General features: G+C 56.7%; 9 protein-coding genes. 7 read left to right on the forward strand and 2 right to left on the reverse strand.

Going from position 1 to position 15,419, the window contains the following annotated elements:
* The first annotated feature begins 70 nt into the window (after positions 1-70).
* Together hydA and arcC are read left to right on the forward strand one after the other, a co-directional pair.
* Complete coding sequence (hydA, locus tag IMQ33_RS02860; RefSeq protein WP_196061786.1) at positions 71-1,471, forward strand: dihydropyrimidinase; 1,401 nt, start codon at positions 71-73, stop codon at positions 1,469-1,471.
* Positions 1,472-1,497: 26 nt separating this feature from the next.
* Positions 1,498-2,430 (forward strand): carbamate kinase, encoded by a 933-nt coding sequence (arcC, locus tag IMQ33_RS02865; protein ID WP_186578807.1) that lies wholly within the window; start codon positions 1,498-1,500, stop codon positions 2,428-2,430.
* Between the two features lie 73 nt (positions 2,431-2,503).
* Here arcC and yqeB read toward each other — a convergent pair whose 3' ends face one another.
* The gene (gene yqeB / locus IMQ33_RS02870) at positions 2,504-4,093 is read right to left on the reverse strand and encodes a selenium-dependent molybdenum cofactor biosynthesis protein YqeB (RefSeq protein WP_161740592.1); all 1,590 of its coding nucleotides are present in this window, start codon (positions 4,091-4,093) and stop codon (positions 2,504-2,506) included.
* Between the two features lie 28 nt (positions 4,094-4,121).
* The gene (gene yqeC / locus IMQ33_RS02875; RefSeq protein WP_196061785.1) at positions 4,122-4,898 is read right to left on the reverse strand and encodes a selenium cofactor biosynthesis protein YqeC; all 777 of its coding nucleotides are present in this window, start codon (positions 4,896-4,898) and stop codon (positions 4,122-4,124) included.
* A gap of 721 nt (positions 4,899-5,619) precedes the next feature.
* Here yqeC and ygfK point away from each other — a divergent pair.
* From ygfK to IMQ33_RS02900, 5 genes are all read left to right on the forward strand, one after another.
* On the forward strand, positions 5,620-8,727 hold the full coding sequence (gene ygfK / locus IMQ33_RS02880; RefSeq protein WP_196061784.1) for a putative selenate reductase subunit YgfK: 3,108 nt from the start codon (positions 5,620-5,622) through the stop codon (positions 8,725-8,727).
* 2 nt (positions 8,728-8,729) lie between these two features.
* The gene (ssnA, locus tag IMQ33_RS02885) at positions 8,730-10,058 is read left to right on the forward strand and encodes a putative aminohydrolase SsnA (RefSeq protein ID WP_196061783.1); all 1,329 of its coding nucleotides are present in this window, start codon (positions 8,730-8,732) and stop codon (positions 10,056-10,058) included.
* Between the two features lie 54 nt (positions 10,059-10,112).
* Positions 10,113-10,886: a molybdopterin-dependent oxidoreductase FAD-binding subunit gene (ygfM, locus tag IMQ33_RS02890; RefSeq protein WP_196061782.1), complete on the forward strand. Its 774-nt coding sequence runs from the start codon at positions 10,113-10,115 to the stop codon at positions 10,884-10,886.
* Positions 10,886-13,765 carry a molybdopterin-dependent oxidoreductase Mo/Fe-S-binding subunit gene (locus IMQ33_RS02895; RefSeq protein ID WP_196061796.1) on the forward strand — a complete coding sequence of 960 codons (2,880 nt, stop codon included), beginning with the start codon at positions 10,886-10,888 and terminating at the stop codon, positions 13,763-13,765. Before ygfM ends, IMQ33_RS02895 begins: the two co-directional genes overlap by 1 nt.
* 237 nt (positions 13,766-14,002) lie before the next feature.
* Positions 14,003-15,418 carry a nucleobase:cation symporter-2 family protein gene (locus IMQ33_RS02900; RefSeq protein ID WP_196061781.1) on the forward strand — a complete coding sequence of 472 codons (1,416 nt, stop codon included), beginning with the start codon at positions 14,003-14,005 and terminating at the stop codon, positions 15,416-15,418.
* The last annotated feature ends 1 nt before the right edge of the window (position 15,419 follow it).

A 15,419-nucleotide genomic window follows, 5' to 3' on the forward strand; every position in this document is an offset into this window, starting at 1 on the left:
CTCATCCAGCAAGCATCACACAGCGAAATACCCGGCACGATCTGCCGGATTTTTTTATGGAGTGCCAGCAATGAAGCAATTGATTAAGAACGGCATTCTGGTTGATAGCGACGGACAGTATTCTCAGGATTTGCTGATCGAAAACGGAGTGATCTGCCAGCGCGACACGGCGATCGAAGCCGATAGCCAGTGTGAAGTTATCGATGCATCCGGCTGTTATGTCATGCCCGGCGGCATCGATGTCCATACCCATTTCAATATTGATGTCGGCATCGCCCGCAGCTGTGACGATTTTTTTAGCGGCACCCGCGCGGCGGCCTGCGGCGGCACTACCACCATTATCGATCATATGGGATTTGGCCCGGCGGGCTGCAATCTCCATCACCAGCTCAACGTCTACCACCAGTATGCGGCTGGCAATGCGGCGATCGACTACGGCTTTCACGGCGTGATCCAGCATATTGACGATGGCATTCTCGAAGAGATGGCCAGCATGGTGCATGACGAAGGGATCAGCAGCTTTAAGCTGTATCTGACCTACCTCTACAAGATCAATGATGCCGACGTGCTGCGGGCCTTGGGGCAACTGCGGCAGGTTGGGGCATTGACTACGGTCCATCCAGAAAACGATGCCGCGATAGCTCAGCGCCGTGCTGCCCTGGTGGCCGCGGGTAAAACAGCGCCGATCCACCACGCATTGAGCCGCCCGTTGGAATGTGAGGCAGAAGCGATTGGCCGGATGATCAATCTGGCCCATCTGGCAGACAACGCGCCGCTGTACATCGTCCATTTATCCAATGGTCTGGGGCTGGATTATTTACGTCTGGCGCGTCAACAACGTCAACCGGTGTGGGTAGAAACCTGCCCGCAGTATCTGCTGCTCAACGAACAATGTTACCTGCGTGCAGATGGGGCGAAATACATCCTCAGCCCACCGCTGCGGGACCAGCGGGAATTGGATCGCCTGTGGATCGGCATTGCCGACGGTTCTATCGATACCGTCGCCACCGATCACTGCACATTCCCGTATCACCAACGGCAAGCTATGGCGGCAGGGGATTTTACCCGTTGCCCGAACGGCCTGCCAGGGGTCGAGAATCGCATGATGCTGTTGTTCTCTTACGGAGTGATGAGCGGGCGGATTTCCCCTTCACGCTTTGTGGCGCTCACCAGCAGCAATCCGGCGCGGTTGTTCGGCCTGTGGCCGCGTAAAGGCAATCTAAACCCCGGCGCAGATGCAGACGTGGTGATCTTTGATCCGCGCCAATCCACGGTTATCAGCCACGCTCGGCTTCATGACAATGCGGACTATTCCCCATATGAAGGTTTTCAGTGCCAAGGCGCGCCGGTGCTGACGATGTGCCGGGGCGAAATCGTGGCTCGTAATGGCGAATTTACCGGGCGGCAGGGATACGGGCAGTTCTTGCGTCGTCGACCTTTCAATGCCCAGATCGCGGCAAGAATGGGGTAACACCTCACTAAACAACAAGGATCAAAATGAACAAGAAAATAGTGCTGGCATTGGGCGGTAACGCATTGGGTGAAGGCCTGGCGGAACAGATGCAGGCGGTCAAAACCACCGCGCGGGCGATTGTCGATTTAATCGAGCACGGTCATCAGGTGGTGGTCACCCACGGCAATGGCCCTCAGGTGGGCATGATCAACCTGGCGTTTGAGGCGGCGGCAAAAAGTGAAGCCCATACGCCGATGCTGCCGATGTCGGTGTGCGTCGCATTGAGCCAGGGATATATAGGTTACGATCTGCAAAACGCCCTACGTGAAGAGTTGCTCGAGCGCAATATCGTTAAACCGGTAGCCACGCTGATCACCCAGGTGATCGTCAACGGCAGCGATCCGGCGTTCCTCAATCCAACCAAGCCGATTGGCTCGTTCTTTACCAAGGCCGAAGCCAGCCAACTGACCAAGAACGGTTACAACATGGTAGAAGATGCGGGCCGTGGCTATCGCCGGGTAGTGGCCTCGCCCAAGCCGATCGACATCGTTGAGAAAGAAACGGTACGCGCCATGATGGAGGCCGGGCAGGTGGTGATCACCGTGGGGGGCGGCGGTATTCCAGTGATCCGCGAGGGTAACCATCTGCGGGGTGCCAGCGCGGTGATAGACAAAGACTGGGCCAGTGCCAAACTGGCAGAGATGATCGATGCCGATATGCTGATCATCCTCACCGCGGTGGAAAAGGTGGCGATCAACTTTGGCAAACCGAATGAGCAATGGCTGGAGCAGTTGAGCATTGCCGATGCCCAGCGCTTTATCGAAGAAGGGCACTTTGCCAAAGGCTCAATGCTGCCGAAGGTTGAAGCGGCGGTGGCGTTTGCCGAATCCAAGCCAGGGCGTCAGGCGTTAATCACGGTATTGAGCAAGGCTCAGCAGGGCATTGAAGGCAAAACTGGCACGGTGATTAGCCATTAATCACAGACGCCAGACTCACTTGTAGGGGCGCTGCATGCTGCGTACATTTGCGCCCCTTGTGAGTCAGCAGCCGTTATCTGCGGCCAAGTTTCATAATGGCTTCAAGCACCGCCCCGGCGATTGCCCGCGCCTTATCTGACACCGTGGTGTAATCCGCCAGCGTGCCGCGTGGATCGATATCACCGATTTTAGTGCCGGTCTTAACCTCCAGCCCATCATGCAGCAAGCCGCGTACCATACCGGAAAGCGGCGCAATCACCGGTGCTTCGCCGCAGTGAGCCACCACATCCCCCTCCTGCACCAAATCCCCCAAAGCGACGCGACATTGCATGACGCCATCGGCTGGTGCACGGATCACCCTGCGGGTGGTGTGGCCAGCGATATTGCCGGGAATACCGGTATTGGGATGGGTGTAGCCATGATAAATCACCCGGCCCAGCGCGTGGCCGCGATTGGTTTCGATCACCGCATCGCAATCCTGCCCGGCGTTGAAGCCAGGGCCGAGGGCCACGGTGAACGGTGCCATATTGCGGTGGGTGCCCAGGTTTTGCTTGGCCAGAATAGCGTCTACCAGAAAACGGGGTTTGAGGTGTTCCAGGCTGCGGGTCTCTGGGTCAACCAGCAGCGGGATCTCGCCACGGTTGATGATGTCGAAGGCTTCGTTGACGTCGTTGGCCAGGCAGGCGGTGACGCCCTCCACGCAGGTTTTGCCGTCAAACATCGCCTGAGCAAATGCCACCGTCCGGCGGATAGCGGTCGGTTGGGCAATGTCCAGCATGATGACCTGAAAACCGGCATGGTACAGCCGCAGCGCCACGCCGGTGGCGATATCGCCCGCACCACGGATCACCACCAGTTTGTCGCGCGTTAAGCGGATGTCATTCTTCATCAGCCCGCCAGCGGACTGGTTGCGCACCTGCAACAACTCCGCCAGTACGCTGATGGCGATTTCTTCCGGCGTTTCTGCACCGATGTTGTAGCCGATTGGGGCATGGAGCCTGGCAAGCTTGTCATCATCTACGCCGCGCTGGCGCAAGTGTTGGGTAAAGGTTTGCACCTTGCGGCGGCTGGCTAGCAATCCCAGATAGCGCAGCGGCTGCTCGATCAGCACGTTGAGTGCCTCGCAATCCTGATTGTTGGTGGCGATGATCACAAAGTTGGCCGGTTCAATATTCATCTTGTCGATGGCTGCCGGGAAGGTCTCGCCATGAACCAGAGTGGTGCCCACCGGAAATAGCGCCGGGTCGAGGCTGGCCGGGTAGATATCGGCAACGTGAATATCAAAGCCGAGCGGCTTGGCGGCGTTGGCGATGGCGCGGTTGACGTGCCCGGCTCCAATCAATATCAGACGCGGGCGCAGGCCATGCACGTCGATATACACCGACATCGCCCCCCCACAGTCCGAGCCTACCGCATCCTGCCCGGTGCGTGCCATGCGGCCATGAAACACCCTGGCCTTGCGCTCCGAAATGGCGGCAATCGCCTGTTCGATCACCAGGCGTTCGATCATGCCGCCACCGATAGTGCCAATACAGTCACCATCGGCCATCACCAGCATCTGCCCTGAATGGCGCGGTGTAGAGCCACGGCTTTCGATAATCTGGGCGAGCGCAAAGGGCCGGTTTTCTTCTTCTAAACGTGCAGCTTCGGCGAAGATATTCATTATGACCTCGTCAATAACCTCAGAAATATTATCGTGTTAAGCGCCGTACCACATGATGGATCGCCGGGGTCTCCTGCACTGCGCCAAACCAGATGGCGCTGAGCGCCAGCTCTGGCCGCAGCAGCGGTTGCCAGCGGGCAGCCGGTTGATTATCACAATGAGAAACCTGATTGATCAGCCAGACCCGTCGCGCCTGAGAGGGCGTACCTTTGAACATCCCTTCAGGGTGTGCGATCAGGGCGTCGAATACCCGGTGATCCAGTGTTTCACCGGCACCGACCCCCGTCAGCGCTGAGAAAATCGCCCAACGGTGAATTTGCTGTGGGTCTGCGGGACGATCGATCACCCGGCCTCCGGTTAGCGCGATAACACAATCACTGCGGGAGGGGATGCAAGGTTCATGCCTTGCCGGGGCTTTCAGGGGTAACCCTCGGGAGCCGTCCGCTTCGACCAGGATCACGTCGAAGGCTCCACGCTGTTTGATCTCATCGATTTGCTCGGCGGTTAACCCGATAACCTTGTTGTCCTGCGGTTGATAATGACTGAAGCAGGCGGTAATGGCCGGGGTGCTGCTGGCGGTGGGCGGCTGGCCTATCAACAGGTGGTGGTAGTTGGCAGCGGTGGGCAGGTACATCTTGGTGGTGGTAGTGAACAGCACACGCTTGCCCTGGTGATAAAAGGCCTGCGCCAGCCAGTGCAGGGTGCTGGTTTTCCCCCCGGCCCCAATCAGGGCGATGAGCAGCGGCTGGCCCCGATCGAGGCGGTTAAATTCCTCACTGAATAATTCTCTGAAGCTGGGTGTCATAAATAGCCTGTCTTGTGAGTCAAAAAGCGGCCCCTCACCCTAACCCTCTCCCACAGGGAGAGGGGACTGCCCGTGCCACGTTGGTATTGCAGTGTCTTCCTTGACGTGCCGAAGCTCTGAACCTGCATATAACACCGTATCAGCTCCCTATTCCAAATGGCGAGGGGACTGTCCGTGCCACGCTGGTATTGCAGTGTTTTTGGCGTTCAATGCCGCTATTTACTCCAAACTAACCACAACACTGCATCAGCTCCCTCTCCTTGGGGAAAGGGTTGGGGTGAGGGAGAAATAACGGTGATTTAACCGATAACCAATAGGCGGTTTTTCTAGGATAGAGTGCCGATTTAATAGCAAACAACCTTGATGTAATCGATATTTAGCGAATATTCATACTTTATCGATTGCGGTCTCGTTTTTAACCGAAGTGTTTTCTGGCCGTATCAAAGTGATAGCTGGCGATGTTTTTTTGATAATTGATTCTATTAGCGTAGCCGTGATGATTAAGCGACTGCCGGCACTGATTTTTATTCTCACTTGCGATTGTGAGCCTGTTCACAAATAAAATTAACAATTAGAACTGCCTCACGAATTTAACCGCTGCCCAACCCCGTGGGGAGATTTGGCCTGATTGTTGCTGCGTTATGCGTAACCGATGTGAAAAACCGCCCCCAGGTTTTTACTCACTCATCATTCAGGCATTTCGTCGCAAGGAGATAAAGCTATGGGAGATTTAATGCGTCCCGTTCCGTTCAAGGCGCTGTTAACCCGGATTTTCGATGAATATCATGAGAGCCGGTCTATTTTTGGTATTCCAGAAAAGCAGTTTTATCGTAAACATGACGATCGGCGGATTAACGTCTTTAACGAAAGTTGTGAAACTCCGCTTGGCCCAGCCGCAGGCCCACATACTCAGTTGGCGCAGAATATCATCGTCTCCTGGTTGACCGGCGGGCGCTTTATCGAATTGAAAACCGTGCAGATCCTCGATCGGCTGGAGCTGGAAAAACCCTGTATCGATGCCGAAGACGAATGCTTCAACACCGAATGGTCGACCGAGTTCACGCTGCTCAAAGCCTATGATGAATATTTAAAAGCCTGGTTTGCCCTGCACCTGTTGGAACAGATGTTTGATCCACGGGCCAAGGGGGAAAGTAAATCCTTCATCTTCAACATGAGCGTGGGCTATAACCTCGACGGGATTAAACAGCCGCCGATGCAGGACTTTATCCATAATATGATGGACTCTGCACAGCACCCGAAATATGCCGAGTATCAACATATTCTTGCCGAATGGGTTAAGGACGAGGGCTTTATTAGCCAGTTCGCTTTATCCGACCAGCGCGGGGCATTGGCACTGCTGCCAGAGCATATTCCCGCGCAATTGGTCAGCGGCATTACCCTTTCGACCATGCACGGCTGCCCGCCAGATGAAATTGAAGCCATCTGTCGCTATATGCTGGCAGAAAAACGGCTCAATACCTTTGTAAAATTAAACCCGACGCTGCTGGGTTATCCGCGAGTGCGTTCCATTCTGGATAGCTGCGGGTTTGATTATGTCGGGCTGAAAGAAGAGTCTTTCGAGCACGATCTCAAACTGGAGCAGGCGATTGCGATGTTGCACCGCCTGACCGCCTTGGGGAAACAGCAGAATTTAGGCTTCGGGGTCAAACTGACCAATACCCTGGGGGCGATCAACCATAAAGGCGCCTTGCCGGGCGAAGAGATGTATATGTCCGGGCGCGCGCTGTTCCCGCTTTCCATCAACGTGGCGGCGGTTCTCTCCCGTGAATTCAACGGGGAACTGCCGATTTCCTATTCCGGCGGGGCAAGCAAGTTTAACGTTCGCGAGATTTTTGACACCGGTATCCGGCCAATCACCATGGCCACCGATTTGCTCAAGCCCGGCGGCTATTTACGCCTGACGGAGTGCATGCAAGAGCTGGACGCTTCTGATAGCTGGCCGATGACGCGCATCGATGTCGATAAGCTGCAAGCGCTGGCAGACAAGGCCGTCAGCATGGAGTACACCCAGAAACACTGGAAATCAACGGATCGCATTGACGCCGGTGGCCCGCTGCCGATGATTGACTGCTATGTGGCTCCTTGCGTCACCGCCTGCGCCATCAAACAGGATATCCCGGAATATATCCGGCTGCTGGGCGAACAGCGCTATGCCGATGCGCTGGAGCTGATTTATCAGCGTAACGCCTTGCCAGCCATTACCGGGCATATCTGCGATCACCAGTGCCAGTACAACTGCACCCGTCTTGATTACGACAGCGCGCTGAACATCCGCGAACTGAAAAAAGTGGCGTTGGAGAAGGGCTGGGATGAGTATCAGCGCCGTTGGCATAAACCGGCAGGCTCTGGCAGCAAACGCCCGGTTGCTATTTTGGGGGCTGGCCCGGCGGGCTTGTCTGCTGGGTACTTCCTGGCGCGGGCCGGGTATCAGGTTACGCTGTTTGAGCGCGAGGCCAATGCGGGCGGGGTGGTGAAAAACATCATTCCACAGTTCCGCATCCCGGCGGAGCTTATCGAGCACGATATCGACTTCGTGGCCGCACACGGCGTGAAGATGGTCTATGGCTGCGATCCCGATCTGACCGTCGACAAGCTGCAACAGCAGGGCTTTGACTACGTGTTTATCGGCATCGGCACCGATAAAAACAGCGGCGTGAAGCTGGCGGGTAATAACCGTAACGTCCACAAATCCTTGCCGTTCCTGCGCGATTTCAACCTCGGTAAGCCCATGAACCTGGGCAAACACGTGGCCGTGGTCGGTGCTGGTAACACGGCAATGGACTGTGCCAGGGCCGCATTGAAAGTGCCTGGCGTGCAGGACGTCACCGTGCTGTACCGCCGCACGCTCAATGAGATGCCAGCCTACCGCGAAGAGTATCAGGAGGCGGTAGAGGACAACGTGCAGTTTATGTTCCTCACCAACCCGGAACACTTTGATGCCAACGGCACCTTGACGGCCAGAGTGATGGTGTTGGGAGAGCCGGACGAGAAGGGCCGCCGCCGCCCGGTCGCCACCGAACAGACCCTGACGCTGCAGATGGATACCTTGATCACCGCCATTGGCGAGCAGGCTGATGAGGAGGTGCTGCATAAGCTGGGCGTACCGCTGGATGACGCAGGCTATCCGCAGGTCAACACCGCCACTGGCGAAACCACCCGGCCTAATGTCTTCCTGATCGGCGACGTGCAGCGTGGCCCGTCATCCATTGTCGCTGCCATCGGTAGCGCCCGCAACGCCGCTGAAACGGTGCTGGCGCGGGAAAACGTCAAAACCCATCACGCCGATAAATACTGGTCAAACGTCGATCCGGCGGAAATCTATCGCCGTAAAGGCACTATTTCAGTAGCGCTGGTGGATAAAACCGAGCGCGAAGCCTTCGTGGCTCAAGAGGCCCAGCGCTGCCTGGAATGTAACTACGTGTGCAGCAAATGCGTCGACGTTTGCCCGAACCGCGCCAACGTATCCATTGCCATTCCGGGCTTCCAGGATCGTTTCCAGACCCTGCACCTGGACGCTTACTGCAACGAATGCGGCAACTGCGCCCAGTTCTGTCCGTGGCAGGGTAAGCCATACAAAGACAAGGTGACGATCTACAGCCTGCCGCAGGACTTTGCCAACAGCACCAATCCAGGGTTCCTGGTAGATGGAGCGCAGGTCAGCGTACGGCAGAACGGTAAGCTTTACCAACTGCAGATCAATAGTGACGGCCAGCTTGAGCAAGTGCCGTCGGAGCTGGAGGAGATGTGCCGCATTATCAGCCATGTGCACACTCATCATCATTATCTCCTTGGCCAGGTGGAGGTGTAATCATGCTGATATTAACCAATGCAACCGGCGTGCAACTCGACCCCGCCAGCGTACAGCAAGGTATCGATATCGCCATTGAAGGGGCGTTGATCAAAGAGGTGGGCCAAGGGTTGGCGGCCAAATATCCCCAGGCCGAAGTGCGCAATATGCACGGCAAATGGGTGATGCCAGGGATTGTGTGTGCCCACAATCATTTCTACTCCGGGTTATCGCGCGGGATTATGGCCAACATTGCGCCAAGCCCGGACTTTATCTCCACGCTGAAGAACCTGTGGTGGCGGTTGGATCGGGCGCTGGATGAGGAATCACTGTATTACAGCGGCCTGATCTGCTCGCTGGAAGCCATCAAGAGCGGCTGTACGGCGGTGATCGATCACCACGCTTCGCCCAACTTTATCGCCGGTTCGCTGAAAACCCTGCGCGCAGGCTTTATCGAGACCGGTCTGCGCGGCATGACCTGTTTTGAAACCACCGATCGTAACGGCGGGGAGCGAGAGCTGCGGGCTGGCGTGGAGGAGAATATTGCCTTTGCCCAGTTGATCGACGTCGCCAAAAAAGCCGGTAAAGAGCCTTACCTGGTGGAGGCGCATATTGGCGCTCACGCACCGTTCACGGTTTCTGATGCCGGGTTGGAGATGCTGCAAGCGGCGGTTAAAAGTACCGGCCGTGGTCTGCATATCCACGCCGCCGAGGACAGCTACGACGTCTCCCACAGCCACGACAAATATGGCAAGGATCTGATCGAGCGCCTGGCGCAATACGACCTGATCGGGTCAAAAACGTTAGTCGCGCACGGTCTGTATCTGTCTGCGGCGGATATTGAGCTGATCAACCAGCAGGATGCCTTCCTGGTGCACAACGCCCGCTCCAATATGAACAACCACGTGGGCTATAACCATCAACTGGCGCAGTACCGCAACCTGGCACTCGGCACCGATGGTATCGGCTCAGACATGTTTGAAGAGATGAAGTTTGCCTTCTTCAAACACCGTGATGCGGGTGGGCCGCTGTGGCCAGATAGCTTCGCCCGCTTCCTGGCCAACGGTAACCAACTGCTGGCGCGCAACTTTGGTGCCAATTTTGGTTGCCTGGCCGCCGGTTACAAAGCGGATCTGACCATCTGCGACTATCCGTCACCCACGCCGCTGGCGGCGCAAAATATCGGCGGACATCTGGCCTTCGGCATGGGGGCTGGCAGCGTCAACAGCGTAATGGTGGAAGGCCGCATGGTCTATCAGGATCGCCAGTTCCCGTTCGATGTGGAACCGATCTATGCAGAGGCGCGCAAGGTAGCGGCCAAGCTGTGGCAGCGTATGGATGCCTTGAATTAAACCGGTCGCCGCCCTGCGAACACCGGGGGCGGCTGACATTGATGAGGGTGCAATATGATTGAGCAATTCTATCGGCCAGGATCGGTACAGCAGGCGCTAGAGCTAAAACGCCAGTTCCAGCAGGATGCCGTCTATTTTGCTGGTGGCAGCAAACTAAATGCCACACCCACTAAAACACGGCAAAAGATCGCCATCGCGCTGTCGCAACTGGGGCTGGATCAGGTGAGCTGGCAGCAGGGGGCATTGCATATCGGTGCCACCATTAGCTTACAACGTTTAATGGATACCCAGCTTATCCCGCAGGCTCTGCGTGAGGCGCTGGGGTTTGTCTATTCCCGCCATATTCGCAATCAGGCCACGCTGGGTGGTGAAGTCGTTTCGGCGGCGAAAGACTCGGTGCTGTTGCCGGTGCTGCTGGCATTGAGTGCCCAGGTGGTGGTGGGCAGCGGCAAGACGATGGCGCTGGAAGACTATCCGCTGTGCGGCGGTAGTGAATTACTGCTGGCGGTGGTGCTGCCGGATCCTTACCGTACCTGCGCTACCCGTAAAATTGCCCGTTCAGTCGCGGGGTTGCCGGTGGTGACTGCGGCAGTATCCCGCGATGCGCAGGCGAAAATTCGTATCGCCCTGAGCGGTGTGGTGGCACCTGGCCGCCTGCGTGATGCAGAGAACATTGGCCTGAGTGGCCCGGCGCTGGAACAGGCAGTGGCGCAGATGATATCTCCGCCAGATGACATCTGTGGCAGCCGCGCCTATAAGCGCTATATCGCCGGTGTGGTGGTGGCAGACCTGTTGGCGGATTGCCAGGCATCAGGGGAGAAAGCATGATGAATATTCGCTTTACGCTTAACGACATCCCGCAGGAGATGCAATGCCAACCCGGCGAAAACGTCCAGCAACTGCTGTTCAAGTTGGGCATGCATTCGGTCCGCAATAGCGATGACGGCTTCGGGTTTGCCGGTTCGGACGCGATCCTGTTTAACGGCGTGGTGGTCAATGCCTCGTTGCTGATCGCCGCCCAGTTGGATGATGGCGTGGTGACCACGGCCGAAGCGCTGGGGAGTTGGAACCAGCTCAGCCTGGTGCAGCAGGCGATGGTTGACGTGGGGATAGTCCAGTCTGGTTATAACGACGCGGCGGCAGCGCTGATCCTGACGGACCTGTTGGCCCGCATCGAGGAGCCAACACGCGCGCAGATCGACGATGCGCTGTCGGGCTTGTTCAGTCGTGACGCCGGTTATCAGCAGTTCTATCAGGTCGTGGCTCTGGCGGTGATTCGCCGCAACGATCCCGAATTCCAGTCGCTCGCCGCTCCTGAGTTTCGCAGCGATCTGAACGTGGTCGGTAAGCTGTGCCCTAAGGTGGACGCGGCGAAAATGGTACAGGCCAAGCCTTGCTATGTGGAAGACCGCGTAGCCCGCAATGCCTGCATCATCAAGATGCTGCGTAGCCCGCATCCTCATGCCTTGATTACGCATCTGGACGTCAGCAAAGCCGAGGCGTTGCCAGGGGTGGTGCATGTGATCACCTATCGCAATTGCCCAGATATTTATTACACCCCCGGTGGGCAAAGCGCGCCAGAACCTTCGCCGCTGGATCGCCGGATGTTTGGCCAAAAACTGCGGCACGTAGGTGACCGGGTGGCGGCGGTCGTGGCCGAGAGCGAAGAGATTGCGTTGGCTGCGCTAGCGTTGATCGACGTCGAATACCAGGTGCTTAAACCGGTGATGTCAATTGATGAGGCGATGGCGGAAGGGGCACCGCTGGTGCACGACGAGCCGATTGTCTACGTTCATGGCGCACCGGACGACCTGGCCGAGCAGAACCAGGGCAGCGCACAGCGTGGCAGCGAGCATGTGACGATCAACTTCCCGATCGGTGCCAAACCCCACAGTAATATTGCCGCCGCGGTACATGGGCGCATTGGCAACGTGGATCAAGGCTTTGCCGAGGCGGACGTGGTGCTGGAGCGCACCTACGAATCCAAACAGGTGCAGCAGTGCCCGGCGGAAATGCACGTCTGCTACACCTATATGGACGGCGATCGGCTGGTGATCCACGCGTCAACCCAGGTGCCTTGGCACCTGCGCCGCCAGGTTGCCAGGATCGTCGGGCTCAAGCAGCATAAGGTGCACGTGATCAAAGAGCGGGTCGGCGGCGGCTTTGGTTCCAAGCAGGACATCCTGTTGGAAGAGGTATGTGCCTGGGCTACCTGCGTGACCGGCCGTGCGGTTTATTTCCACTATACCCGCGAAGAAGAGTTCATCAGCAATACCTCGCGCCATGTGGCCAAGGTGCGGGTGAAGATTGGGGCGAAAAAAGACGGCCGCCTGACGGCGATCGACATGAACTTCCTGGCCAATACCGGCCCTTATGGCAACCATGCGCTGACGGTGCCCAGCAATGGCCCGGCGCTGTCGTTGCCGCTCTATCCCTGCGATAACGTCAATTTCCAGGTAACCACCTATTACAGCAACATCTGTCCGAATGGGGCTTATCAGGGGTATGGCGCGCCAAAAGGCAACTTCGCACTGACTATGGTCCTGGCGGAGATGGCGGAAAAACTGCAGATGGATCCGCTGGATATCATTGAGCGCAATCGGGTAGTTGAAGGGCAAGAGTTGAAAATCCTCGGGGCGATTGGCGAAGGCAAAATGCCGACTTCGGTGCCAAGTGCCGCCAGCTGTGCGCTGGAGCCGATTTTGCGTAAAGGGCGTGAGCTGATCCAGTGGAGCTCACCGAAAGTGGGCCAGGGAGACTGGCAGATTGGCCGTGGCGTGGCCATTATCATGCAAAAATCCGGTATTCCGGATATCGATCAGGCCAACTGCATGATCAAGCTGGAGTCGGACGGGACCTTTATCGTGCATTCCGGCGGGGCGGACATCGGTACCGGGCTGGATACGGTCGTGGGCAAACTGGCGGCGGAGGTGCTGTGCTGCCCCTTCTCCGAGGTGCATGTGATCTCCGGCGACACCGATCATGCCCTGTTTGATAAAGGGGCCTACGCCTCTTCCGGCACCTGTTTCTCCGGCAATGCGGCGAAGAAAGCGGCGGAAAATCTCAGGAAGAAAATCCTGTTCCACGGCGCGCAGATGCTGGGTGAGCCAGAAAGCGACGTCACGCTGGTGGTTCCAGGCGTGGTGCGCGGTAAACAGGGCGAAGTGACGTTCGCGCAGATTGCCCATAAGGCAGAGACGGGAACCGGCTTTGGCACCCTGGTGGCCACCGCCAGCTATATTTCTTCTGACTTTGCCTTCCCGTTTGGCGCCAACTTTGCCGAAGTGGCGGTCAACTTGCGCAGCGGGGAGATCCGGTTGGATAAGTTCTATGCCTTGCTCGATTGTGGCACCCCGGTTAACCCGGAACTGGCGCTGGGACAAATCTACGGGGCTTCAATGCGCGCCATCGGCCACAGCATGACGGAAGAGATTATCTATGATAGCCAAGGCTCGCCGATCACCCGAGATCTGCAAAGCTATGGCGCGCCGAAGATTGGCGATATCCCGCTGGACTTCCAGGCGTTCCTGGTGCCCAGCGACGATCGGGTGGGGCCGTATGGAGCCAAGTCGATCTCCGAGATTGGCGTCAACGGCGCGGCTCCGGCCATCGCCATGGCGATCCACGATGCCTGTGGCGTTTGGCTGCGCGAATGGCATTTCACCCCAGAGAAGATCTTGAGGGGGTTAAATAAGCTGTCAGCGTAGACTCTGTAATAAGTCGTACCGGGATAGTGACCAATTACGGTCATTATCCCGCTATACCTGCCGAGTTAAACCGGCGGCGGGTATAAACGATTCAATATATTAGCCAAAGGCTAATCTGTTATTGCCGCCATATATGAGCTAATCGCTCAGGCTAGCCCGTGGATTTAACATGGCGAAAGTGCAGGGCGTGGAGCTTATTGAATCAGATGATCAAATTTACTGGAATGGAGTAAAGAGATGTCTGATATGCCTAGTTCAAATAACGACCTTATTTATCGGGTGGAAGATAAACCACCCTTTGACCAATGTATCGTGGGGGCGATTACCCATTTACTGGCTATTTTTGTGCCGATGGTGGCCCCGGCGTTAATTGTCGGCACCGCGCTGGGGTTGCCGCCGGACGTCACAGCCTATCTGGTTTCGATGGCAATGATTGCCTCAGGAATTGGCACCTGGCTGCAGGTGAATCGCTATGGCCGCGTAGGCTCCGGCTTATTGTCCATTCAATCGGTCAATTTTTCCTTTGTGACGGTGATGATCGCCTTGGGCAGCACCATGAAAGCCGATGGCATGCATGTGGAAGCGATCATGTCCACTCTGCTGGGCATCTCTTTTGTTGGGGCATTCCTGGTGGTGGGCTCCTCGTTTATTCTGCCCTATCTGAAACGGGTGATCACACCCACCGTGAGCGGCATTGTGGTGCTGATGATTGGCCTGAGCCTGATCAAGGTGGGCATTATCGATTTTGGTGGCGGTTATTCAGCGAAAAGCAGCGGCACCTTTGGCAACTACGAAAATATTGGTATCGGCCTATTGGTGCTGTTGGTGGTGATCGGGTTTAACTGTTGCCAGAACGCATTATTGCGCATGGGGGGCATCGCCATCGGCTTGATTGTCGGTTATGTCGTCGCTTTGTGCCTGGGCATGGTGGATTTCTCGGTAATGCAAAACCTGCCGGTAATGACCGTTCCCGTTCCCTTTAAATACGGATTCTCTTTCGATCTGCATGCCTTTCTGGTGGCTGGCATCATCTATCTGCTCAGCGTGTTGGAGGCGGTCGGCAGTATCACCGCTACCGCAATAGTGTCCGAGCAACCCATCAAAGGGGATGAATATACCGCACGTCTGAGCGGTGGTGTGCTGGCCGATGGGCTGGTCTCGGTGATTGCCGCCATGCTTGGCTCGCTGCCACTGACGACATTTTCCCAGAATAACGGCGTGATCCAGATGACCGGTGTCGCCTCGCGTCATATCGGTAAATATATCGCCGTGATCCTGGTAGTGCTGGGGCTGTTCCCCGTCATTGGCCGCTTCTTTACCACTATCCCGGCGCCAGTGCTGGGAGGCGCGATGACGCTGATGTTCTCCATGATCGCCATCGCCGGGATACGCATCATTCTCTCCGACGGCTTAAACCGTCGTGAAACCATCATCGTCGCCACCTCGCTGGGGCTGGGCCTTGGCGTCTCTTACGATCCGGAAGTGTTTCGTATTTTGCCCGAGTCGATTTATGTGCTGGTGGAAAACCCAATCTGCGCCGGTGGGCTCACGGCCATTTTCCTCAATTTGCTGATACCGCAGAACAAGAGTGAGAAACCTGGCGTCCAGGAGGGCGAGTTCGAAGGGGTTCCAGCGGAAAAAAACACCGATTGAG

The sequence above is a fragment of the Serratia sp. Res13-Sevr-LER1-36-b genome (assembly GCF_015673035.1).
Taxonomy (GTDB): domain Bacteria; phylum Pseudomonadota; class Gammaproteobacteria; order Enterobacterales; family Enterobacteriaceae; genus Chania; species Chania fonticola_C.

Coding starts and splice junctions, on each gene's coding strand:
- ygfM (WP_196061782.1), top strand. CDS start 10,113: ATGATTGAGCAATTCTATCGGCCAGGATCGGTACAGCAGGCGCTAGAG.
- IMQ33_RS02900 (WP_196061781.1), top strand. CDS start 14,003: ATGTCTGATATGCCTAGTTCAAATAACGACCTTATTTATCGGGTGGAA.
- yqeC (WP_196061785.1), bottom strand. CDS start 4,898: ATGACACCCAGCTTCAGAGAATTATTCAGTGAGGAATTTAACCGCCTC.
- hydA (WP_196061786.1), top strand. CDS start 71: ATGAAGCAATTGATTAAGAACGGCATTCTGGTTGATAGCGACGGACAG.
- ssnA (WP_196061783.1), top strand. CDS start 8,730: ATGCTGATATTAACCAATGCAACCGGCGTGCAACTCGACCCCGCCAGC.
- IMQ33_RS02895 (WP_196061796.1), top strand. CDS start 10,886: ATGAATATTCGCTTTACGCTTAACGACATCCCGCAGGAGATGCAATGC.
- ygfK (WP_196061784.1), top strand. CDS start 5,620: ATGGGAGATTTAATGCGTCCCGTTCCGTTCAAGGCGCTGTTAACCCGG.
- yqeB (WP_161740592.1), bottom strand. CDS start 4,093: ATGAATATCTTCGCCGAAGCTGCACGTTTAGAAGAAGAAAACCGGCCC.
- arcC (WP_186578807.1), top strand. CDS start 1,498: ATGAACAAGAAAATAGTGCTGGCATTGGGCGGTAACGCATTGGGTGAA.